Source organism: Thioalkalivibrio halophilus, assembly GCF_001995255.1.
GTDB classification, from domain to species: domain Bacteria; phylum Pseudomonadota; class Gammaproteobacteria; order Ectothiorhodospirales; family Ectothiorhodospiraceae; genus Thioalkalivibrio; species Thioalkalivibrio halophilus.
This window is the reverse complement of sequence record NZ_MUZR01000008.1, coordinates 41,838-62,436: the sequence shown is the minus strand read 5'-3', so window position 1 is coordinate 62,436 and position 20,599 is coordinate 41,838. Positions and strand designations below refer to the sequence as shown.

At 68.0% G+C, this 20,599-nt stretch carries 22 protein-coding genes and 1 tRNA gene; 11 read left to right on the top strand and 12 right to left on the bottom strand.

What is annotated here, in order from left to right:
• Positions 1 to 60 precede the first annotated feature (60 nt).
• From lexA to B1A74_RS03365, 4 genes are all read left to right on the top strand, one after another.
• Complete coding sequence (lexA, locus tag B1A74_RS03380; RefSeq protein WP_077243761.1) at positions 61 to 705, top strand: transcriptional repressor LexA; 645 nt, start codon at positions 61 to 63, stop codon at positions 703 to 705.
• Positions 702 to 1,355 carry a translesion DNA synthesis-associated protein ImuA gene (gene imuA / locus B1A74_RS03375; protein WP_077243760.1) on the top strand — a complete coding sequence of 218 codons (654 nt, stop codon included), beginning with the start codon at positions 702 to 704 and terminating at the stop codon, positions 1,353 to 1,355. The genes lexA and imuA overlap by 4 nt, the downstream gene beginning before the upstream one ends.
• A 152-nt stretch (positions 1,356 to 1,507) precedes the next feature.
• Positions 1,508 to 2,983 carry a Y-family DNA polymerase gene (locus B1A74_RS03370; protein WP_167769398.1) on the top strand — a complete coding sequence of 492 codons (1,476 nt, stop codon included), beginning with the start codon at positions 1,508 to 1,510 and terminating at the stop codon, positions 2,981 to 2,983.
• A gap of 330 nt (positions 2,984 to 3,313) precedes the next feature.
• Positions 3,314 to 3,859 carry a hemerythrin domain-containing protein gene (locus B1A74_RS03365; protein ID WP_024328846.1) on the top strand — a complete coding sequence of 182 codons (546 nt, stop codon included), beginning with the start codon at positions 3,314 to 3,316 and terminating at the stop codon, positions 3,857 to 3,859.
• Positions 3,860 to 3,896: 37 nt separating this feature from the next.
• Here B1A74_RS03365 and B1A74_RS03360 read toward each other — a convergent pair whose 3' ends face one another.
• Together B1A74_RS03360 and B1A74_RS03355 are read right to left on the bottom strand one after the other, a co-directional pair.
• Positions 3,897 to 4,661 (bottom strand): hemerythrin domain-containing protein, encoded by a 765-nt coding sequence (locus B1A74_RS03360; RefSeq protein WP_018946073.1) that lies wholly within the window; start codon positions 4,659 to 4,661, stop codon positions 3,897 to 3,899.
• The gene (locus B1A74_RS03355; RefSeq protein ID WP_024328848.1) at positions 4,654 to 5,199 is read right to left on the bottom strand and encodes a hemerythrin domain-containing protein; all 546 of its coding nucleotides are present in this window, start codon (positions 5,197 to 5,199) and stop codon (positions 4,654 to 4,656) included. Before B1A74_RS03355 ends, B1A74_RS03360 begins: the two co-directional genes overlap by 8 nt.
• Before the next feature lie 263 nt (positions 5,200 to 5,462).
• Between B1A74_RS03355 and rnk the strand changes: the two genes are divergently transcribed.
• Positions 5,463 to 5,873, top strand: coding sequence for a nucleoside diphosphate kinase regulator (rnk, locus tag B1A74_RS03350; RefSeq protein WP_018946075.1), 411 nt, complete (start codon positions 5,463 to 5,465; stop codon positions 5,871 to 5,873).
• Between the two features lie 21 nt (positions 5,874 to 5,894).
• Here the strand turns inward: rnk and B1A74_RS03345 are convergent, their stop codons facing one another.
• The gene (locus B1A74_RS03345; protein ID WP_018946076.1) at positions 5,895 to 6,692 is read right to left on the bottom strand and encodes a metallophosphoesterase family protein; all 798 of its coding nucleotides are present in this window, start codon (positions 6,690 to 6,692) and stop codon (positions 5,895 to 5,897) included.
• Between the two features lie 69 nt (positions 6,693 to 6,761).
• Entirely contained in the window at positions 6,762 to 8,126 is a 1,365-nt protein-coding gene (locus B1A74_RS03340) for an NAD(P)/FAD-dependent oxidoreductase (RefSeq protein ID WP_077243759.1), read from the bottom strand.
• Positions 8,127 to 8,500: 374 nt separating this feature from the next.
• Here B1A74_RS03340 and B1A74_RS03335 point away from each other — a divergent pair, with 374 nt between their 5' ends.
• The 3 genes from B1A74_RS03335 (at position 8,501) to B1A74_RS03325 (ending at position 12,514) form a co-directional block, all read left to right on the top strand.
• The gene (locus tag B1A74_RS03335) at positions 8,501 to 9,907 is read left to right on the top strand and encodes a cytochrome ubiquinol oxidase subunit I (RefSeq protein ID WP_077243758.1); all 1,407 of its coding nucleotides are present in this window, start codon (positions 8,501 to 8,503) and stop codon (positions 9,905 to 9,907) included.
• Positions 9,908 to 9,911: 4 nt separating this feature from the next.
• Positions 9,912 to 10,913: a cytochrome d ubiquinol oxidase subunit II gene (gene cydB / locus B1A74_RS03330; RefSeq protein ID WP_018946079.1), complete on the top strand. Its 1,002-nt coding sequence runs from the start codon at positions 9,912 to 9,914 to the stop codon at positions 10,911 to 10,913.
• A 236-nt stretch (positions 10,914 to 11,149) separates the two neighbouring features.
• A complete protein-coding gene (locus B1A74_RS03325) occupies positions 11,150 to 12,514 on the top strand; it encodes a sigma-54 interaction domain-containing protein (RefSeq protein WP_077243757.1) in 1,365 nt (454 codons plus the stop codon).
• Between the two features lie 33 nt (positions 12,515 to 12,547).
• Here B1A74_RS03325 and B1A74_RS03320 read toward each other — a convergent pair whose 3' ends face one another.
• Entirely contained in the window at positions 12,548 to 13,219 is a 672-nt protein-coding gene (locus tag B1A74_RS03320) for an endonuclease III domain-containing protein (RefSeq protein WP_077243756.1), read from the bottom strand.
• 3 nt (positions 13,220 to 13,222) lie between these two features.
• Complete coding sequence (gene rluB / locus B1A74_RS03315; protein ID WP_077243755.1) at positions 13,223 to 14,152, bottom strand: 23S rRNA pseudouridine(2605) synthase RluB; 930 nt, start codon at positions 14,150 to 14,152, stop codon at positions 13,223 to 13,225.
• A 55-nt stretch (positions 14,153 to 14,207) separates the two neighbouring features.
• Here rluB and moaB point away from each other — a divergent pair, with 55 nt between their 5' ends.
• Positions 14,208 to 14,747 (top strand): molybdenum cofactor biosynthesis protein B, encoded by a 540-nt coding sequence (gene moaB, locus B1A74_RS03310; RefSeq protein ID WP_077243754.1) that lies wholly within the window; start codon positions 14,208 to 14,210, stop codon positions 14,745 to 14,747.
• A 55-nt stretch (positions 14,748 to 14,802) separates the two neighbouring features.
• On the opposite strand, the gene B1A74_RS03305 is transcribed toward moaB, so the two are convergent.
• Genes B1A74_RS03305 through B1A74_RS03295 form a run of 3 tightly spaced genes read right to left on the bottom strand, consistent with a single transcriptional unit; the run spans position 14,803 to position 17,867 of the window.
• Positions 14,803 to 16,587: an N-acetylglutaminylglutamine amidotransferase gene (locus tag B1A74_RS03305; RefSeq protein ID WP_077243753.1), complete on the bottom strand. Its 1,785-nt coding sequence runs from the start codon at positions 16,585 to 16,587 to the stop codon at positions 14,803 to 14,805.
• Positions 16,588 to 16,590: 3 nt separating this feature from the next.
• On the bottom strand, positions 16,591 to 17,499 hold the full coding sequence (locus B1A74_RS03300; protein ID WP_077243752.1) for a LysR family transcriptional regulator: 909 nt from the start codon (positions 17,497 to 17,499) through the stop codon (positions 16,591 to 16,593).
• On the bottom strand, positions 17,487 to 17,867 hold the full coding sequence (locus B1A74_RS03295; protein ID WP_244263423.1) for a hypothetical protein: 381 nt from the start codon (positions 17,865 to 17,867) through the stop codon (positions 17,487 to 17,489). The genes B1A74_RS03300 and B1A74_RS03295 overlap by 13 nt, the downstream gene beginning before the upstream one ends.
• 59 nt (positions 17,868 to 17,926) lie before the next feature.
• Between B1A74_RS03295 and sohB the strand changes: the two genes are divergently transcribed.
• Together sohB and B1A74_RS03285 are read left to right on the top strand one after the other, a co-directional pair.
• Positions 17,927 to 19,144 (top strand): protease SohB, encoded by a 1,218-nt coding sequence (gene sohB / locus B1A74_RS03290; protein WP_077243751.1) that lies wholly within the window; start codon positions 17,927 to 17,929, stop codon positions 19,142 to 19,144.
• Positions 19,145 to 19,223: 79 nt separating this feature from the next.
• Positions 19,224 to 19,724 carry a DsrE family protein gene (locus B1A74_RS03285; protein ID WP_077243750.1) on the top strand — a complete coding sequence of 167 codons (501 nt, stop codon included), beginning with the start codon at positions 19,224 to 19,226 and terminating at the stop codon, positions 19,722 to 19,724.
• A gap of 86 nt (positions 19,725 to 19,810) precedes the next feature.
• Here B1A74_RS03285 and B1A74_RS03280 read toward each other — a convergent pair.
• The 3 genes from B1A74_RS03280 to B1A74_RS03270 form a co-directional block, all read right to left on the bottom strand.
• Positions 19,811 to 19,887: transfer RNA gene (locus B1A74_RS03280), tRNA-Pro, on the bottom strand.
• Positions 19,888 to 19,956: 69 nt separating this feature from the next.
• Positions 19,957 to 20,313, bottom strand: coding sequence for a MerR family transcriptional regulator (locus B1A74_RS03275; protein ID WP_024329756.1), 357 nt, complete (start codon positions 20,311 to 20,313; stop codon positions 19,957 to 19,959).
• On the bottom strand, positions 20,297 to 20,596 hold the full coding sequence (locus B1A74_RS03270; RefSeq protein ID WP_024329755.1) for an integration host factor subunit alpha: 300 nt from the start codon (positions 20,594 to 20,596) through the stop codon (positions 20,297 to 20,299). The genes B1A74_RS03275 and B1A74_RS03270 overlap by 17 nt, the downstream gene beginning before the upstream one ends.
• Positions 20,597 to 20,599: the final 3 nt, after the last annotated feature.

Below are 20,599 nucleotides of genomic sequence, written 5' to 3'. Positions count from 1 at the left end.
CTTGCCGACCCGGGCGCCCTCCGGTTACTGTAATTATGAACAGTATCCGGAGCTGCCCTCGTGTCGTCCGACCCCTCGCTTACCCCGCGCCAGCAGGCCATCCTCGACTACATCACCGAGGTGGTCACCACCCAGGGCACCGCGCCCACGCGCAACGAGATCGCCACGGCCTTCGGTTTCCGCTCGCCCCATGCGGCGGAATGCCACCTCAAGGCCCTGGCGCGCAAGGGTGCGATCGAACTGGTGGGCGGGGCGGCCCGCGGGATCCGCCTGCCTCCCGACACGCGCCCCTCGCCCGCCACGCCCTCGGGAGCGGACGGCATCCCCCTGGTCGGCCACGTCGCCGCCGGCTCGCCGCTGCTGGCCACCGAACACATCGAGGGGCACTACCATCTCGGTGACGCACTGTTCCGGGCTCGTCCCGACTACCTGCTGCGGGTACACGGCGAAAGCATGCGCGATGCCGGTATCCTCGACGGCGACCTGCTGGCCGTGCGCCGCACCCCGGAGGCCCGGGAGGGGCAGATCGTGGTCGCGCGCATCGAGGACGAGGTCACGGTCAAGCGCTTCCGGCGCGATGGTTCGCGGATCCGTCTGCTGCCCGAAAACCCCGATTTCAGCCCCATCGAGGTCGATCCCGAACGCCGCGAACTCGCGATCGAGGGGATCGGCGTAGGGGTACTGCGAAATCTGGAAGGCGAATGACCCGCGCCCTGGACTCGCTGCTGGAACACCCGGCCCTGTGGCGCGGCCGCCAGGGCGCCCCCGTCAGTGGCGACGCGGTCTGGCCGGCGGGCACGCCCGAACTGGAAAAGGCCCTGGGCGGCGGCTGGCCGCGCGGCCAGCTGGTGGAACTGCTGGGCGCGCCCTTCGGCAGCGGCGAGACCCGCCTGCTGGTCCCGATGCTCGCCGCCTGCGCGCGCGCGCGGCTGTGGATCGCCCTGATCGGCCCGCCGGCCACCCCCTGGCTGCCCGGCTGGCAGCAGCTGGGCATTCCCCCGGAGCGGGTCCTGCTGGTGCAGGCCGAACAGGACCCCGAACGCCTGTGGAGCGCGGAACAGTGCCTGCGTGACCCGGCCTTTGGCGCACTGCTGGTCTGGATCCACGGCCCTGCGGAAACCGCGCGCCTGCGGCGTCTGCGCCTGGCGGCCGGCGAAAGCCGCGCCTGTGCCGTGCTCTACCGTCCGCCGCAGGCGGCCGAACAGCCCTCGCCAGCGCATCAGCGCCTGCAGTGGCAGCCACATGGCCGGGACCTGCGCCTGCACTTTCTCAAGGGCAACGGCGCACAGCACCGACGCGGTCGGCCGCTGGATATCTCCGTTGCACACCCGCCCCCCGCGGAGGACGCCCCGTGATCCCGGACGCGCACCCGTCGCAACCGGCGCCCGCCCGCGACCGCGGCCCTTCGGGCCCCGCCCTGCAGCTGCTTCCGGGGCTCCCGGAGCTGCCCCGCGATTCTGCACCCGCCCCGTCCCCGAACGCCGCGCCGGGGGCCCCGGAGTGCTGGCTGGCCATCCAGCTCCCGCATCTGGCCCTGGACCTCCAGGCCCGCCACCACGCGGATGCCGACCGTCTCGCGCAGCATCCCCTGCTGATCGTGGAACGCGGGGAACGACCCCGGGTGCATGCCGCCAACCGTGCCGCGCGCCGCGCCGGCGCCCGCCCGGGCATGCCCCTGGGCGATGCCCTGGCCCTGCTGGACACCCCGGAACTGATCGAGGACGATCCGGTGGCCCGCGCGCGCGAGATTCACCAGCTCGCCGCCGCCCTGCTGCAGTTCAGCGACCACGTGCATCCCGAACCCGGAGCACAGCGCATCCTGCTCGAGGTCGGGCGCAGCCGGCGCCTGTTCGGCGGGCTGCCGGCCCTGCGCGAACGGGCAGAGGCGGTGCTGCGCGAACTGGGTTTCCAGCCGCGCACCGGCATGGCCCGCAGCCCGGCCGCTGCGCGGCTGCTCGCCGCGCACCGGCACCCGGAGATTCCCGAGGACCGTGATGCCCTGCGTCGCAGCCTGGCTCGCTTCCCGCTGGGCACCCTGCCTCTGCCCGCAACCACCCGCGAGGCCCTGCAGGCCACCGGGCTGCGGGTGTTCGGCGAGCTGCTGCGCCTGCCCCGCGCGGAGCTGGCCCGGCGCCACGGGCCGGACCTGCTGCAGACCATCGACCGTCTGCTGGGCGATGCCTGCGAAACCCTGCCGCGTTTCGTCCCGCCGGCGACCCTGGAACTCACCCTGCGTCTGGATCACGAGATCCGTGCGAGTACGGCCCTGGTCTTCCCCTTGCGGCGCCTGCTGCAGCAGGCCGAGCAGCAACTGCGCGGCCGGGCCCTGAGCCTGCAGGGCATGCAGCTGGATCTGCAGCATCGGGAGGACACCACCCGCCTGAATCTGGAGCGCGGGCAGCCGGGCATCCGTGCGGCGGACTGGCTGAGCCTGTGGCAGACGCGGCTGGAGCGCGAGACCCTGCAGGCCCCGGTTATCGGCCTGCGCCTGCACTCGGCCGAACTGCTCGAGCCGCCCGCCACCGATGACGGGCTACTGACCGGAGACCCCGCCGGGGACCACGACGATGCCGGGCACGGCGCCGGCCACCCCAGGCACCTGCCCGCCGTGCTCGCACGCCTGCGCGCGCGTCTGGGGGCGCAACAGGTCGGACGCCTGGTCAACCGCGGCACCCCGGCCCCGGAAGATGCGCAGGAACCCGTGTTCGCCGCCATGCGGCCGGGGCCGGACACCGCCACACATCCCCCCAGCCCCGCGCAGCAAGCTTGCGGTACGGCCCTGTGGGTACATGCCCCGGAGCCGGTGCCGGCACCCCGAAGCGGCGACACCCAGCCACTGGGGCGGCTGGAAAACGGCTGGTGGGACCGGGAGAACGACCGACGCCGCGACTATGCCCTGACCCGCGATGTCCGCGGCCGCTGGATCTGGCTGTTTCGCTGCCTGCGCAATGGGGGCTGGTTTCGCCAGGGGTACTGGGGATAAGGCCCGCTCCTTGTGTGCGGCACCGAACAGAACCCACACCGACACAAATGCATTCTCGTCCCGGCACGGGGAAGCGAGTCGTGATCATCGGCCCTGCCCCTGCCCAGGAAATATCCCGAACCCACCCCGCACAGGGACACACGACGAGGCATGCATTATGAAAAAAAAACCTTTCACGCTCATGCTCGGCTATGCCGGGACCATCCCGTTCGCCGCCCGCGTCCAGATGGTGCCGGCGGCCGGCCTGGCCCCCTCCTCGAAGGGCCTGGCTGGATATTCATGCCCGCCCCCCCGTCCGCAAACCCCGAATCAGCACGCTGAGGTAAACCCATGGATCTGATGATCAACGAACCCTTCCCCGGGTTTAACCGTCCTCTGGAGGTCCTGCGTACCTGTCACCGCCGCCTGCTGGCCTGTCTGGAGCGGCTGGAACACCTGCATGCTCACGTCCCGGAACACGGAGCGGATGCCACGGCCCAGGCCGCCGCCCAGCGCCTGCTGCATTATTTTTATTCGGCCGCTCCGCACCATCATGCCGACGAGTACGAGGACCTGTTCCCGAGGCTCAAGCGCCTGGGCGACCATCCGGCGTCTCACCCTCAGCTCCCCGCCTGGCTGGACAGCCTGACCGCGGATCACGAGGCCCTCGAAAGGGTCTGGGCCCGGCTGGAGCCGGACCTGCTGGACATCGCCGAAGGCCGCCCCGCTTCCCTCGCGGGAGCCCCGGAATGGGTCGCCCGCTATCGCCGGCACCTGAGCCTCAAGGAACAGGCCGTGCTGCCCCTGGCCGAGCACCTGCTGGACGCCGATCAGTGCCGCGCCATCGGCGAAGCCATGGCTCGCCGGCGTGACATCGAAATTGAATGCCGTGCCTGACCCCTCCGGAACGGGAGCGGGTTAAACCAACCTTTCTTTAACCCTTCCCCGACTCCGGCGGGTTCTGCGGCCCGCCGGAGTCGGCGGCATCTTCGGATTCGTCGCCGGGGACGACGAGCATGTGTCGGGCCTTGTCGAAGAGCTCGCGGGATACGTCGGGTTGTTCCTTCAGGCGCCTGCTCCAGTGCGGGAACAGGTTCTGTTCCTCGCGCCCTTCGTGCTTGGCCAGTCCGCCCGAGATCAGGGCGAAGAAGGGCGCGATGACCCCGGGTTCGTCGACCCCCTCGGAGAATTCGTGTTCCAGCATCGCGGTCTGATCCAGCAGTTCGTCATGTTCGCGCAGCATGATGGACGTCGGGTCGTCTCCGCCCGGATGGCGCGGCAGATCAAGCAGCGGAACGATCAGTTCATTCTCCACGTGAACGTGGCGTCGCAGTCCGGCCACATAGGCGTGGAATGCCGGAGCGGCACCCTCGGCATCGCCGGCATTGACCCGGTGAAGGGCGCTGGCGAACAGGCGGTCGATGCGCAGGTGGTCACGAGTGAGGAGGTCGACCAGGTCGACGGGTTCGGTGTCGTCGCGCCGGCGCACGCGCAGGGTCCACAGCGGTGGCCCGGCTTTTACGGTTTCCCAGTGGATGGCGTGGCGCAGCTGCTGCGCGACGGCGGCCATCAGCAGTTCGGGCTCTTCCTCTACCAGTACGTCGAAGGTCTGGCCGGGGCCGAGTTCGCGCAGGGTGTAGTAGGCGCGGGTATGGGCGTGGTCGCCCAGTCCGCGCAGGTCCAGGGTGAAATCAGTCATGGGGTTCGGGGTCCAGGTCGCGCCGGCGAGCCATGGCTTCGCCGATGGCGCGGCACTGATCGGCGTCCAGCAGGTGTTCGGCCAGGGGCAGCACGGCCTCGTCCTCGAGGGACAGATGGCGGCGGTATTGTTCGATCCATTCCGCGGCCCCCTCCAGCGGGGCATCGCGTCCTTCGGCGATGTCGAGCAGGTCCGGCTCCAGGCGGGACCAGCCATTTTCCAGCGTTTCGTGCTCCGCGGTAAGACGGTCCAGCCAGTCGGGCAGCTGGGGATGGCAGTCGGGCTGATCGCCCAGGCTCCTGAGCCGCGGGAACAGGTCCTCGTCCTCGTCGGCGTGATGATGCGGTGCGGAGGCATGGAAATATTTCAGCAGCCGCTGGGCCGCGGCCTGGGCCTCGGCATCCGCGCCGTGTTCCGGGACGTGCGCATGCAAGCGTTCGAGCGTCTCCAGGCAGCCCCTGAGGCGTCGATGGCAGGCGCGCAGGACCTCGACGGGACGGTCGAAACCGGGTAATGGCTCGTTCATCTGGAGATTCATGCAGGGGCTCCCGGGTACAGAACGTCTTCCCCTGTGTAGCAGTTCGACGGCCGTGTGGCCTTGATACGGATCACATCGTGCTTCCGGGTTTGTCTTTTGCGTCATTCGACCCCAGAATCGGTCGTCAGAGGCACCGCATCCGCGTGTCCCGCCGGGCCGCCAGCGTCCCCGGTATGTGGTGTCCGTCGGCTTCCCGGCGGCCTTTTCCCTGCATGCTTTACCGGTCACCGCAGTGGCGTTGACCGGCCTCGAGAGGTGGAGTTGTGGACAAGCCCGAGATCGTTGTTTCGGCAACCGACATGGAGCGGCTGGACCAGTTGCTGGAATCCGTGTCCGCGGAGGAGTGGCCCGGCAGAACGGAGCTGGAAGCCGAACTGGATCGTGCGCGGGTGGTGGACTCGCACGAGATGCCGGCGTCGGTCGTAACCATGAACTCCAGCGTGCGCTTCCGGGTGGTGGAATCCGGGGAGGAATTCACCATGACCCTGGTCTACCCGCGTGACATGGATGACAGCGGGCAGACGCTGTCGATCATGGCGCCGGTGGGCAGTGCCCTGCTCGGACTCTCGGAAGGCGAGGAGATCGAGTGGCCGCGTCCGGGCGGGGGCGTGATGCACGTGCGCATCGACAAGGTGCTGTTTCAGCCGGAGCGGGCGGGCGAACACCATCGTTAGATTACCACGGACGCACTGCACTCACGACGCTCTCCCGGAAGCGGCGGGCTCCTGACCGGACGCGTCAGGGCCCCCCGTGCCGGGCGTCAGGGTCTCCAGCCGGCCGTCCGGATACAGGCCGACCACCCCGGCCCGCCCGACACCGCGCACCCGCACCCCGTCCGGGGTATATGCCTCGTAGTCCTGGTGATGGTGCCCGTGAACGATCAGTACGGCCCCCAGCAGCTCGGCCAGGCCGTCGATGGTGTCGAAGCCGCTCGCATGCGGCGACGGCGCCTCGTGGGTGATCAGGATATCGGCCCGCAGCCCGCGCAGGCGTTCGATGTCTTCGGGATAGATGGAGGTTCGATGGCGCCGGGGCAGACCCGGCTCGCGATCCCCGGCACCCTGCCAGCGATCGCGTTCGGGGAGCTGCGCCACATGTTCGTTTCGGGTGAAGAAGACCGGCGCCTTGCAGCGCGGGCCCCGCGGGTACCAGACGCGTCCACGGAACACCCCGCCGAGACCCGCTACCGGCCGGCCGGCCACTTCCGCGACACGCGCGTGCAAATTGCCCGCCACATAGGAACTGCCGAACACATGCGCCCAGGCCGCATCGGTATCACTCTCGTGATTGCCGGGGATCCAGTAGATCTCCGGCATCGTGGCGCCCGCCGCCACGGCTTCGCGCAACGGCGCCAGTACGGTATCCAGCGACTGTTCGCGCAGCTCCATGTCCCCCAGCAGAATCACCGCCCGTGGACGATGGCGGGCCACCGCCTCGATCAGGGGATCGAAGAGGCCATGGGGATCGCCATAGAACAGAATATCGGGTGCCACGCCGCTCCCGGGGGTTCGCGAATGCCCTACCCTAACGCATCCCCGCCCCCGGAGGCGCGCCGCCCGCGATCAGCGAAGGTAACGCCCGCGCAGCATGTTGTAGTACAGCGGCTTGATCATGTGCACCTTCAATCGCCACCACATCCAGCTCGGCTGCCCCTGGTCGATGAAGCCGAAGGTCGGGACCTCCTCAAGGGTGTAGTCGAACTCGACCAGGGCGGCCTTGCCCACCTCGGTGATCAGCGGGCAGGAGGTGTAGCCGTCGAAACGCTGTTGCGGTTCGCGATCCTGCAGCACCGACACCAGGTTGTCCGGGGTCACCGACCCGTGGGCCCGGACCGTGGAGGCCGTCTTGCCGATCGCCGTGTCCACCACGTCGCCGGCGCCGAACACGTTCGGGTAGCGGGCATGCTGCAGCGTCTGGTCGTCCACGGCCAGCCAGCCGCCTTCCGCCAGACTGCCGTCTTCCACCGCCAGACCGGCCTCGCGCACCCAGTCGTGGGCGCGCATGGGCGGCACCACGTGCAGGTAGTCGTAGTCCACCGTCTCGCGATTGCCGTCGCCATCCACGAAGGTCGCACGGCGCAGCTCGGGCTCCACGCCCTGCAGCACGGATCCGGATTCGATCCCCACTCCGCGCTCGCCATAGATGTCGCGCACCATCCCGTCGAAACGTTCGACACTGAACAGCGCCCCTTCACGGACGTGATAGTGGAAATCCACCCGGTCCCGGTGACCGGCCGTGCGCAGCAGGTCTTCCGCGATCAGGGTCGCCTTGATCGGTGCACCCGCGCACTTGATCGGCGTATTCGGAATGGTGAAGCGTGCCACACCACCCTGCTCGCCCAGGCGCTGCGTCTGTTCGTACGCATGCCGCGCCTGCTCGGGGCCGGCATAGATACTGGTCAGGCCGTTCTGCCCGATATCCGCGCGCTCCAGGCCTTCGATCGCCTCGTAATCCAGATGGATCCCGGTGGCAACGACCAGGAAATCGTAATCCAGACGATCCCCGCCGGCGGTCTCGACCACCTGACTCTCCGGATCCACCGCGGCCACGTAGTCCTTCTTCCAGTCGACGCCGCGCGGGATGTAATGCTCGTTGCGCGCGGTCACGTCGCTGACCGAATAGGTCCCGGCCGCGACCAGGGTCCAGCCGGGCTGGTAGTGATGGGTCTCGCTCGGTTCCACCACGGTGATGCGCGCCCCGTCCAGCAGGTCGCGCAACCGCGCCGCCACGGTCAGCCCGGCGGCGCCGCCGCCCAGCACAACGATCCGCGCGCGGGTCTGCACACCGGCCTGCGCCGCCGCCGGCGCAGACCCTACGGCTGCCGCCGCAGTCAGCCCGCCGGTCAGTTTAAGAAAGTCCCGCCGCGAAAGTCCGTCCCGCAATACCAGCGGTGCCTTTGACGAACCTGCCTTATTGCGATCTGTCATGTGTATGCCTCCTCGCGACCCCGTCATCCCGCGGGGCGTCTTTTTTCGGAGCGGTCGCCGGTGGCGCCGCGCTTCAGCCGTTCTGACATACAGATTTCGTGCCAGTGCCACAAAACCCGCAAAAACCGCATTCCGCGCCCCTCGCCCCCCCGACTCCGGAGGCTTTGTCTGCCGTGAGTGTCACTTCAATGTTCTAGACTGTCATGTGCGGCATGCACAACACCCCGGGGATTCCCTGTTCCCCGCGGGGTGCAGCCGCAAACCGCGTCGCAGCGCGAACACGCACCCCAAAGCGAGAACTGGCACGCAACTTGATTGTCATCCGGGCGGAACGCACAGCGCGTCCTCTCTCAATCGTTCACGGAGGCAATGCCATGGAGCTTGACCCCTTACTCCTGTCACGACTGCAGTTCGCATTCGTCGTGTCATTTCACGCACTGTTCCCGGTATTCACCATCGGGCTCGCCTCGTTCATCGCCTTCCTGGAATTCCGGGCCTGGCAGACCGGCGACGCCCTGTACACCCGGATCTCGAAGTTCTGGATCAAGATCTTCGCGGTCGTGTTCGGCATGGGGGTGGTCTCCGGGATCGTGATGTCCTTCCAGTTCGGCACAAACTGGAGCGTGTTCTCCTATGCCACGGCCAATTTCCTCGGGCCGGTGCTGTCCTACGAGGTGATCACCGCATTCTTCCTGGAGGCGGCATTCCTCGGCGTACTGCTGTTCGGGCGTGACCGTGTCCCGCAGGGCGTGCATGTGTTCGCCGCGCTGATGGTGGCGCTGGGTACCTTCATCTCCTCGTTCTGGATCCTGGTGGCCAACAGCTGGATGCAGACCCCGGCCGGCCTCGAACTGGTTGACGGCGTGTTCCAGGTCACCTCGTGGGCCGAGGCGATCTTCAACCCCAGCTTCTGGCCGCGTTTCTTCCACATGGGTCTGGCCTCGCTGCTGACCGCCGGCTTCGTGGTGGCGGGCGTCTCCGCCTACTACCTGCTGCGCAACAAGCACGTCGAGATGAACCGCAAGGCGCTGGGGACCACCATGTGGATCCTGCTGTTCGCCGCCCCGGCCCAGCTGGTGGTGGGTGACATCCACGGCCTCAACACCTTCGAGCACCAGCCGACCAAGGTGGCGGCAATGGAAGGGGTCTGGGAGACCGAACGCGGGGCACCGTTCCTGCTGTTCGCCATCCCGGATTCGGCCAACGAGACCAACCACCTCGAGATCGGCCTGCCCAACATGGCTTCGCTGGTGCTGACCCACGAGCTGGACGGCGAGGTGCCCGGGCTGAACGAAGTGCCCGCCGAAGAACGTCCCCCGGTCGGCATCACCTTCTGGTCGTTCCGCATCATGCTGGCCATCGGCTTCGTGATGATCGCGTTCGCCCTGTGGAGTGCCTGGCTGCGCTTCCGTGGTGACCTGTTCGGCTCGGAGCGTTTCCTCAAGGGCCTCACCTGGATGATCCCGACGCCGTTCGTCGCGGTGCTGGCCGGCTGGTTCGTGACCGAAACGGGCCGCGCGCCCTGGCTGGTGTACGAAATCATGGACCACGCGACCGGCCTCACGCCGTCGCTGACCGGCGGCATGGCGCTGTTCAGTCTGCTGGGTTACATCGCGGTGTATGCCGTGGTCTTCACCGCCGGCGTCTATTACATCGTGCGCATCGTGCGCAAGGGTCCGGAGCCGGACCACCCGGTGCAGGAGCCGCAGCACGCCAAGCGCCCGCTGTCGGCGGCCGATACGCCGTTCAACGACAACCCTGCCGCTGACGCAAGGAGCTGAAACCATGGTCGATATCACACTGGTATGGGTCGTGATCATCGCCGTCGGACTGGTCGGCTACGTCCTGATGGACGGGTTTGACCTGGGCGTGGGGATCCTCTTCCCCTTCGCCCCCGGCGAGCAGTCGCGCGACATCATGATGAACACGGTCGCCCCGGTCTGGGACGGCAACGAGACCTGGCTGATCCTCGGGGGGGCCGGCCTGCTGGCGGCCTTCCCGCTGGTCTACTCGGTGTTCCTGCCGGCGCTGTACATCGGGGTGTTCCTGATGCTGGCGGGGCTGATCTTCCGCGGCGTGGCCTTCGAGTTCCGCTTCAAGGCGAGTTCGGCGAAATCCCGGCGCGGCTGGAACGCCTCCTTCGCGATCGGCTCGATGGTCGCGGCCTTCGCCCAGGGGGCGGTCGTCGGGGCCTATATCCAGGGCTTCCAGATGGACGGGCTGAACTACGCCGGCACCGCGCTGGACTGGCTGACCCCGTTCACGGTGCTCACCGGTCTGGGTCTGATGGCGGGCTACGCCCTGCTGGGCGCGACCTGGATGATCCTCAAGACCGAGGGTGAAACCCAGGCCTTTGCCTACCGCGTGACCCCGTGGCTGCTGGGTGCCGTGCTGGTGGTGTTCGGGCTGGTCAGTGCGATCACGCCGTTCATCGATGCCAAGGTCATGGAACGCTGGATGGGCACCTTCGAGATCCTGTGGGTCCTTCCGGCCCTGGCGCTGCTGGCGGCCTGGCAGATCCTGCGCTCGGTGCGCCGGCGCCACGAGGGGCTGCCCTTCGTGTCCACGATCGCCCTGTTCATCTTCACCTTCCTGGGGCTGATCGTGAGCAAGTGGCCGTACGTGGTTCCGCCGGACTACACCTTCTGGGACGCCGCATCCTCCCCGGATGCGCAGCTCTTCATCCTGATCGGGGCGCTGTTCATCATCCCGATCATTCTCGGCTATACCGCGTGGACCTACTGGGTCTTCCGCGGCAAGGTCACGGCGGACGCGGGTTACCACTAGCGCCGCTGCCTGACCGTTCAGGGTTTGCGACCGGGTCTTTCTCTCTCTCTCCGGACCCGGCTCGCAGGCAACCGCCCGCTGCGGGGCGGACACGAGGCGCCACGAACCTTCGGGTTCGTGGCGTTTTTTGTTTGCGGAGCACCGCAACACGATGCGGGAACATGACTCCAACCGGGAACACGGGAGATACTGCCACACGCAGGGACCCATTCCCGGACACCGGAGCCGTCAGCATCGTGAACGAAAAGTTGCCCACAGAATCCGTGCCTCAATGGACACGCGGCCTGGACCGCGACGAGGTGGTCAGCATCCTCGACGTGTTTCAGGAGCCCGCCATCCTGCTGTCGCCGGACTACGACATCCTGGGCGCCAATCATGCCTATCGGCATCTGTACGAGGTAGATGCCGGGGGCAACGGGCAACGCTGCTACGAAGCCTCGCACGACTTCCGCCGGCCCTGTGATGAAGCAGGCGAGACCTGCCCTCTGCGTGACACCCTGGCCACCGGCAAGCCCAACCGCACGCTGCACGTCCACCACACGGCTCGCGGCAAGGAACACGTGGACGTCGAGATGTTCCCGATCCACGGTTCCGACGGCAAGCTGCGCTACCTGATCGAGGTCCTGCACCATCTGCCGGTCTCGTCTCCGCAGGCCGGGGAACAGGGGCTGGTCGGACAGTCCGCCGCCTTCAACGAGATGCTGGGGCTGGTCAGCCGGGTCGCGCCCAGCGAGGCATCGGTGCTGCTGCAGGGCGAGTCGGGCACCGGCAAGGAGCTGGTGGCCCGTGCCGTGCACGACCAGAGCCGCCGCGCGGAAGGCCCGTTCGTGCCGGTGGAATGCTCCGGCCTGACCGAGACCCTGTTCGAAAGCGAGCTCTTCGGCCATGAACGCGGCGCCTTCACCGGGGCCACCCATGCCAAGGCCGGGCTGGTGGAGTCCGCCGCCGGTGGCACACTGTTCCTCGACGAGATCGGCGACGTACCCCACGGGCTGCAGGTCAAGCTGCTGCGCCTGCTGGAGACCCGGACCTTCCGGCGGGTGGGCAGCACCGAACCGCGGCGCGCCGATTTCCGCCTGGTGTGTGCCTCGCACCGTGATCTCCGCCAGCTGGTCCGCGAAGGGGAGTTTCGCGAGGACCTCTATTACCGGCTGAGCACCTTTCCCATTCGCGTACCGCCGCTGCGCGAACGCAAGGCGGACATCCCGATCCTTTCCCAGGCCCTGTTCGAGCGTCTCGAACTGCCGGCCCGCCCGTATCTCAGTCCGGGGGCGCGCGAGGTGCTGGAACGCTATCCCTTCCCCGGCAACATCCGCGAGCTGCGCAATATCCTAGAACGCGCCGCGCTGCTCAGCGACGGCGAGGAGATCCGCGCGGAACACCTGGGCACCGAGGTGACCGAAGGCGTGGACGATCGCGACCTGCCGCCGCCGCGCGCGCTGGCCGACGGCGAGATCCGCCCGCTGGAGGAAGTGGAACGCGAATACCTGCGTTACGCGGCCACCGTACACCGGGGCGACCGGCGCTCGCTGGCGGCGCGTCTGGGGCTCAGCGAGCGCAGCCTGTACCGGCACCTGCAGCGGCTGGATGACGCCCTCTGAGCCGCACCCGCCGGTGCCGCTTCGCGTGGCGCATCAGCCCGTGACAACCCCGTAACAGCGATCCCCCAGCGGACAGCCGTCGCACAGCGGGCGTGGCCGGCAGCGCTGTTTGCCGTGTTCCACGATCAGTGCATGCAGTTCGTTGAACGCCACGGTATCCGCACCCAGCTCGGCCTCCACCGAGGCCCGCAGCGTCTCGTAGCCGTCCCGCGCATGCGGTCGCCCGAGGCGTTCGAACAGGCGCCGGGTGTAGGCATCCACGACGAACACCGGACGGTGGAAGGCGTACAGCACGATGTCATCGGCCGTTTCCGGACCGATGCCCTTCACCTCCAGCAGGGCCTCGCGCAGTGCTCCGGTCTCCAGCGCAGACAGCGCCTCGATCCCGCCCGTCCGCTCGAGGAACGCCAGCAGGTGCCGCAGGCGCCCGGCCTTGACGTTGTAATACCCCGACGGGCGGATCCGCTCGGCCAGTTCCTCCGGCTCCAGGGCCGCCATCCCTGCCGGCGTCAGCGCATCCGCCTCGCGCAGGGCCGCAAGCGCGCGCTCCACGTTGCTCCAGGCCGTGTTCTGCGTCAGCACCGCCCCGACCATGACCTCGAACGCGGTCTCGGCGGGCCACCAGTGCAACGGGCCATAATGCGCATGCAGCCGTTCCAGCACCGTGCGACAGTCCGGCGCCGCGGTGTCAGCCCCGTCGGTCATGATTCAGCGCCCCGGCCGGCCGCGTCCGCCGCGCGCTCCCCTGCCCTGGCGCGCGCCGGGCTTGCCGGATTTGGCGGTCTTCGCCCCGGCACCCGGACGTGACGAACTCCAGCCCTCGCCCTTGTCGCGACCCCCGGCTGCCCCGCCCTTTTTCTTTTTCGGCCGTGTGCCGCGACGTTTCTGCGGCGGCTGCAGGTTCTCCGGCACATTCAGCCCCGCCTCGCGATACAGCGCGGCCACTTCGCCCACCTCGAGGTCACGCGCAGCGCCCGATTTCAGCCCGCGCCCCAGCACCACCGGCCCGTAGCGCACCCGGATCAGGCGGCTGACCGTCACCCCGACCGCATCCCACAGCCGCCGCACCAGCCGATTGCGGCCCTCGGTCACGATCACGTGATACCACTGGTTGGCGCCATCGCCTCCCCCGGCCTCCAGGGCATCAAATCGGGCCGGTCCGTCCTCCAGCTCCACGCCCTCCAGCAGCATGCGCTGCGTCTCCTCCGGCACCTGGCCCAGCACACGCACCGCGTATTCGCGCTCCATGGCGCCGCCCGGATGCATCAGCGCATTGGCCAGTTCGCCGTCGGTGGTGAACAGCAGCAGCCCGGAGGTATTGAGGTCCAGGCGGCCCACCGCCACCCAGCGCTGGCCCTTGAGCTTCGGCAGGCTGGCAAACACCGGACGCCGGCCCTCCGGATCGGAGCGCGAACAGATCTCGCCGACCGGCTTGTGATAGGCGATCCAGCGGTGCGGATATTCCGGTCGCGTGACCACGCGGCCGCGCACCCGGATCACGTCATCCGGCCCCACGCGATCGCCCAGTCCGGCGGTGCTCTGGTTGATCTGCACCTCGCCGCGTTCGATCCAGCCCTCGATCTCGCGCCGCGACCCCAGACCGCGCGCCGCGAGGACCTTCTGTACCCGTTCCTGCATCGGCTCCTGCCACTGTTTATGATGGGCGCCCACGATACACCAACGGGAACCCGCCATGAGCCCCAATGCGCCCGAAACCGGTGACGCCGTCACCACACCGCTGAATATCGCCGTCCTCACGGTCTCCGACAGCCGTTCGGCGGCCGAGGATCGCTCCGGCGATGCCCTGGTCCAACGCCTGGAAGCCGCCGGCCATCAACTGGCCGAGCGCGACCTGCAGCCGGACGACATCTACGCCCTGCGCGCGGTGGTCTCGCGCTGGATCGCCGATCCGCGGATCGACGCCATCCTCACCACCGGTGGAACGGGTATCACCGGCCGCGACGGCACCCCCGAGGCGGTGTCGGTGCTGCTGGACAAGACCATTGAGGGCTTCGGCGAACTGTTCCGCGCGCTGTCGTACGAAGAGATCGGCACCTCCAGCCTGCAGTCGCGGGCCCTGTCAGGCGTGGCCAACGGCACTTACGTGTTCGTGCTGCCGGGCTCCACCGGGGCCTGCCGGACGGCCTGGGACCAGCTGATCCGCGCCCAGCTTGACGCCCGCACCATGCCCTGCAACCTGACCATGCTGATGCCGCGCCTGAAGGAAATCTGAGACGCGCAGGAGGTCAGCCCCCCTGACCGATCCCCTGACCGCTCCGGCACGGCATTCAGCCATCCACGTGGACCTGCAGCCAGTACTCCAGCAGTGCCGCGTGCCACAGCTTGGAGCCCTGGATGCGGGTGAAATACTGGTCCGGGGCGTCCAGCAGTTTGTCGATGTAGGCCGGCTGATACAGCCCGCGCTCGCGCGCCGCACGCGAGTTGAGGATGTCGCGCATGAAGTCGAGGAAATCCCCGCGCACGTATTTCAGCGCCGGCACCGGGAAGTAGCCCTTGGGCCGGTCCAGCACCGCGTCCGGCAGACGGCCGCGGGCGATGCGCCGCAGCACGTCCTTGCCGCCGTCGCCCAGCTTCAGATGCGGCGGCATCGCCGCGGCGGTCTCCACCAGTTCGTGGTCCAGGAACGGCACCCGCGCCTCCAGGCCGAAGGCCATGGTCATGTTGTCCACCCGCTTGACCGGGTCGTCGACGATCAGCGTGGTCACGTCCAGCGCCAGCACCGCATCAATGAACGAGTCCGCGCGGTCGGACTCCAGACGATGGAACTGTTCGCGCAGCCACTCCCCGGTCACGTCATTCGGCGGCGGATGGCGCAGCATCTCGGCCATCTCGGGGTGATCGCGATCGAAATAGTGCCGGCGGAAGCGTTCCACCCAGTCGCCGTGACGATCCTCCGCCATCTGCGGGTACCAGAAATAGCCGCCGAAGACCTCGTCCGCCCCCTGGCCCGACTGCACCACCTTCACGTGCTGCGAGACCTGTTCGGACAGCAGGTAGAATGCGACCGCGTCCTGCCCGAACATCGGTTCGGCCATGGCCTCCACGGCCTCCGGCAGCCGTGCGAGCACCTGGTCGTTGGGGATCAGCGTGGCCTGGTGATCGGTCGCGTAACGCTCCGCCACCGGATCGGAATACTCGAACTCGGAGCCCTTTTCCTCGGGCTGATCCTCGAACCCCACGGTAAAGGTGCGCAGATCCTGCGCACCTTCTTCCATGGCCAGCGCCACCAGCAGGCTGGAATCCAGGCCGCCCGACAGCAGCACCCCCACCGGTACATCCGCCACTTCCAGGCGCCGGCGCACCGCGCGGCGCAGGCCCGCCTCGATGCGTTCCTGCCATTCGGCGTCACTCACCGCCTCCGCAGGACGTCGGGCGTTCAGTTGCCAGTAGCACTGCTGGCGCTCCTGGCCGTGCGCATCGATGGTGATGTAATGACCGGGTTCCAGCTTGCGCACCCCCCGCAACACCGTGCGCGGCGCCGGCACCACGGCATGCAGCGAGAACAGCATGTGCAGGCCCTCGGGATCCAGCTCGGTATCCACACCGCCGCCGGCCAGCAGGGCCGCGGTATTGGAGGCAAAACGGATCCCGTCACCGGTGCGCGCAAGGTACAGGGGCTTGATGCCCATGCGGTCGCGCGCCAGCAGCAGGCGCTGGTGTTCCCCGTCGAACAGTGCGAAGGCGAACATGCCGTGCAGCCGCGCCACCACGCCCTCGCCCCATTCGGCATACCCGCGCAGGATCACCTCCGTATCACCGCTGGAGAAGAAGCGGTGACCGCGCCCCTCGAGCTCGCTGCGCAACGCGCGGAAATTGTAGATCGCCCCGTTGAACACCAGCGACAACCCGGTTTCGGGGTCGAACATCGGCTGGTGCGCCCGCTGCGACAGGTCCAGGATGGACAGCCGCCGGTGTCCCAGCGCCACCCGGCCCGAGGCCCACAGGCCATCGGCATCCGGGCCGCGGCGTTCCAGACAGGGCAGCATGCGCGCGACCGCATCCGCGTTCGCGCGTCGCTCGCCCCAGACGAATTCTCCGGCGATTCCGCACATGGGTTATGGATCCATCCCGGTCGAAGTTGGCAAAGATTGAAAGGCCGTGCGCAGTGCGTCAGCCAGCGCCCGCCCGGCGACGCCGGCCGCGTCACCGTCGGCCAGCGTGAGATAGAACGGCACCCGCATACGCCCGCCGGCCTCCAGCACCAGTTCCGCCAGGCGACCGGAGGCCAGATCATCCGCCACACGGTCCAGCGGCACCCAGGCGAACCCGACTCCGGAACGCAGCACTTCCAGCACCGTGGACACATGCCCCACGGTCCAGCGCTGATCGGCATCCAGCCAGCCGCCTTCACCGTTGCCACGGGCACCCGAATCGCGCAGCACGACCTGGCGATGAGGCCGCAGGTCACGCCGGGTGAGCACCGCACCCGACCTCGCCAGCGGGTGCCCCGGATGAGCGACACACACCATGGTCTGTTCCCCGATTTCCTGCGCCAGGAAATCCGAGGGCACCTGGGGCGCCAGCAGCATGTCCACTCGCCCCTGCTCCAGACGCTGGGGACCGTCCTCCAGCACCACCTCGTGCAGCTGGATGCGGGTCGCCGGCTGTTCGCGCGAAAACGCCTCCAGGGCATGGATGACCCGCGCGGCGGGGATGATCTGCTCCACCGCCAGGTGCAGTTCCGATTCCACGCCGGTGGCCAGCGCGCCGGCCAGGGCCTCGATGTCCGCGGCCTCCTCGAGCAGGTGTTCCGCGCGCCGCAGCAGCGCATGGCCCGCCGGCGTCAGTTCCGCCTTGCGGCCCTGCAGCTGGAAAACCTCGACCCCCAGCTGTTCCTCCAGCTTCTGCACCGCGTGGTTCACGCTGGAGGCGCTCTTGTGCACCCGCTCGGCGGCGCGGGCGAAACCACCCGCATCCACCACCGCCTTGAGCATGCGCCACTGCTCGAGGGTTACCCGGGACATCCGCAGTCCGGGCTGTGCGTGCGCGCATGCCATTCCGCACGCATGCGCTCCACCGCCCGCGTCCCCAGCAGGACCACGTGCACGGTCGACGGATAGATGGTGCCGGCCGCCCGCCATTGCTCGGCAAGCTCGGGCTCCTCGCCCCGACGGATCAGGAAGAAGTCACGCCCCTCTTCCAGCTCACCCTCGCGGGCCCGAAACATGCGGAACGCCGTGCCCTTGGGCTGGCCGTTCCATTCGTCGACCTGACGCAGCGTCAGCACCGGAACATCGCGGTAGACCACCGGCTCGGGCTCCGCCCCCCCGGCATCCTCGCAACCATGAAAACGACCCGGAGCGCGCGGGTCCCAAGCGTCGGAAGCAATCATGGTGGCATTATGGCACGCACAGACGATGCGTCGACCACCCGCCGACCCCGAGGAATCGCATGGAACTGCTGCAGGATTTCGGACTGTTCTTCGCCAAGGTCGTCACCGCCGTCATGGCGGTGCTGATCCTGATGAGCGCCTTTATCGGGCTGATTGCCCGCAGCCGCGAGCGCCGCCCCGACCAGCTCAACGTCAAACGCCTGAACGACCGCTATGCACGCATGGAAAAGACCGTGCGCCGCGCGGTGGAAGGCCCACGCACCCGCCTGCAGCGCCTGCGAGACCGCCTGCGCCGGCGCCGCCACCCCGGACACCCCTTTGATGGCAACGGCCAGGGCAACGGGACCCCCGATGGCGGGACCCCCTATGGATCGACGCAATCCGCCGGGGTAAGCGACGCCGACACCGCCGAATCGCCGGCCGACCCGTCCGGTTCTTCCGCGCCCGGGGGAAACCCGGTCAGCGAATCACCAACCGTGGTCGAACTCGAACAGGAAGAGGCCCCAGCGCCGCGGGTGTTCGTGCTGCGCTTTCAGGGCGACATTCGGGCGTCGGCGGTGGACAACCTTCGCGAAGAAATCACCGCCGTGCTCACCCTGGCCGAGCCCGGCCGCGATCAGGCCGTCGTGTGCCTCGAGAGCCCCGGGGGAATGGTACCCTCCTACGGCCTCGCGGCCTCCCAGCTCGTCCGCCTGCGCGAGGCCGGGCTGGATCTCACCGTGGTGGTCGACCGCGTGGCCGCCAGTGGCGGCTACATGATGGCCGCGGTCGGTCATCGCATCGTCGCCGCCCCGTTCGCCATCCTCGGCTCCATCGGGGTGGTGGCGCAGATCCCCAATCTGCATCGCTGGCTCGACCGCCACGACATCGACTTCGAACTGCTGACCGCCGGGGACTACAAGCGCACCCTGACCGTATTCGGCGAAAACACCGACGCCGCCCGGCGCAAGTTCCAGGATCACCTCGACGAAACCCACGAACTGTTCAAGCAGTTCCTGCAGCGATACCGCCCGCAGCTGGAACTGGACCGGGTCGCCACCGGCGAACACTGGTACGGGGACCAGGCCCGCGCCCTGGGGCTGGCCGACGAGATCGGCACCAGCGACGACCTGTTGATGAAACTGGCGCGCGAGGCCGAGGTCTTCGAGGTCTCCTATACCCGCGCGCAACCGCTTGGTCGACGGGTCGGCATGGCCGCCGAACAACTGCTGGAGCGCGTGCTGCACGCCCGCAGCCCCGAAGATCACGCCCGCGGGCCGGGCGAGCCGCCACGCTGACGGACACGCTGACGGAATGGATCCGGCCCGTCCATGCGTCTTGTTGGTATCGCCAGCCCACATTGCAAGGGAGAACGTGATGTCCGCACATGCAAGCCGTATCGGTCCCCTCGCCAGCCTGGTCGCCGGGGCACTCCTGCTGGGCGCCCCGCTTACCACCCCGGCACAGGACGACATGCCCTGGGGCTCCGCCGAGGTCAACCAGAAGGAGTACGAACCGGCCCGCGTGGTGTATGACGTGGCCGTGGATACCGCGGACGAGATGGATTTCGTCCTCGACCGCGTCAGCATGCTCAACAACGTGTACGAGGCCGATCCGTTCGATTCGCACATCGTGCTGGTGCTGCACGGCCGCGAAGTGCCCTTCTTCACCCACGATCAGTTCGATGAACATCGTGACCTGATGCGCCGCGCCGAGTCCCTGACCCGTGCCGGCAACATCGACATCCGCATGTGCGAGGCCTCCGCCGCCCTGCGCGGCATCGAGCCCGAGGACGTGCACGGGTTCGTGGAGATCGTCCCCATGGCGGACTCCGAAATCATCCATCTGCAGCAGGAAGGCTATTCCTACATGCAGTAAACCGATCCCGGCCGACGCCGAACCCGTTCGGCGCGCACAAAAAAGGCCGCCGGGGACTCCCCCGGCGGCCTTTTTACTGTCCTGTTTGGTCGGGACGGCAGGATTTGAACCTGCGACCCTCTGCACCCCATGCAGATGCGCTACCAGACTGCGCTACGCCCCGAACGCGATATATGGTAATCGAGAGCGGCCGTTCGCGAAAGGGGGCGAACAACCCCGTCTTCCGCGTGTTTCAGTTCCTCAGCACCTTCAGTACCGATTCCAGTTCCTGAATCGTGTCCTGGATGATCTGCCGGGCCTGCTGGTGATCCTCGCGCGCCTCGTCCCCGGAGAGCTTCTGCCGCGCGCCACTGATGGTAAAGCCTTCTTCGTACAGCAGCGCGCGGATCTGACGGATCAGGATGACGTCCTGACGCTGGTAGTACCGGCGGTTGCCGCGCCGCTTGACCGGCTCCAGCATCGGGAATTCCTGCTCCCAGTAACGCAACACGTGCGGCTTGACCAGGCACAGCTCGGCGACTTCCCCGATGGTGAAATACCGCTTGCCCGGGATCGCCGGCAGCTCCTGGTGGTTACTCGCTTCCAGCATAGCTCTCGACCCGTTCGCGCAGTTTCTGGCCCGGGCGGAACGTCACGACGCGGCGCGCGGAGACCGGGATCTCTTCCCCGGTCTTGGGATTGCGCCCCGGGCGCTGGTTCTTGTCGCGCAGCACGAAATTGCCGAACCCCGAGAGTTTCACGCCCTCGCCGTCTTCCAGCGACTGACGCATCTCCTCGAAGAACATTTCGACGAATTCCTTGGCCTCGCGCTTGTTCAGGCCCAGTTCCTCGTTCAGCGTGGCGGCCAGATCCGCCTTGGTCACAGCTGCCATCGA

Coding starts and splice junctions, on each gene's coding strand:
- cydB (WP_018946079.1), top strand. CDS start 9,912: ATGGTCGATATCACACTGGTATGGGTCGTGATCATCGCCGTCGGACTG.
- imuA (WP_077243760.1), top strand. CDS start 702: ATGACCCGCGCCCTGGACTCGCTGCTGGAACACCCGGCCCTGTGGCGC.
- B1A74_RS03305 (WP_077243753.1), bottom strand. CDS start 16,587: ATGTGCGGAATCGCCGGAGAATTCGTCTGGGGCGAGCGACGCGCGAAC.
- B1A74_RS03270 (WP_024329755.1), bottom strand. CDS start 20,596: ATGGCAGCTGTGACCAAGGCGGATCTGGCCGCCACGCTGAACGAGGAA.
- B1A74_RS03360 (WP_018946073.1), bottom strand. CDS start 4,661: ATGACTGATTTCACCCTGGACCTGCGCGGACTGGGCGACCACGCCCAT.
- moaB (WP_077243754.1), top strand. CDS start 14,208: ATGAGCCCCAATGCGCCCGAAACCGGTGACGCCGTCACCACACCGCTG.
- B1A74_RS03365 (WP_024328846.1), top strand. CDS start 3,314: ATGGATCTGATGATCAACGAACCCTTCCCCGGGTTTAACCGTCCTCTG.
- B1A74_RS03275 (WP_024329756.1), bottom strand. CDS start 20,313: ATGCTGGAAGCGAGTAACCACCAGGAGCTGCCGGCGATCCCGGGCAAG.
- B1A74_RS03335 (WP_077243758.1), top strand. CDS start 8,501: ATGGAGCTTGACCCCTTACTCCTGTCACGACTGCAGTTCGCATTCGTC.
- B1A74_RS03340 (WP_077243759.1), bottom strand. CDS start 8,126: ATGACAGATCGCAATAAGGCAGGTTCGTCAAAGGCACCGCTGGTATTG.
- B1A74_RS03300 (WP_077243752.1), bottom strand. CDS start 17,499: ATGTCCCGGGTAACCCTCGAGCAGTGGCGCATGCTCAAGGCGGTGGTG.
- B1A74_RS03320 (WP_077243756.1), bottom strand. CDS start 13,219: ATGACCGACGGGGCTGACACCGCGGCGCCGGACTGTCGCACGGTGCTG.
- B1A74_RS03355 (WP_024328848.1), bottom strand. CDS start 5,199: ATGAATCTCCAGATGAACGAGCCATTACCCGGTTTCGACCGTCCCGTC.
- sohB (WP_077243751.1), top strand. CDS start 17,927: ATGGAACTGCTGCAGGATTTCGGACTGTTCTTCGCCAAGGTCGTCACC.
- B1A74_RS03295 (WP_244263423.1), bottom strand. CDS start 17,867: ATGATTGCTTCCGACGCTTGGGACCCGCGCGCTCCGGGTCGTTTTCAT.
- rluB (WP_077243755.1), bottom strand. CDS start 14,152: ATGCAGGAACGGGTACAGAAGGTCCTCGCGGCGCGCGGTCTGGGGTCG.
- B1A74_RS03285 (WP_077243750.1), top strand. CDS start 19,224: ATGTCCGCACATGCAAGCCGTATCGGTCCCCTCGCCAGCCTGGTCGCC.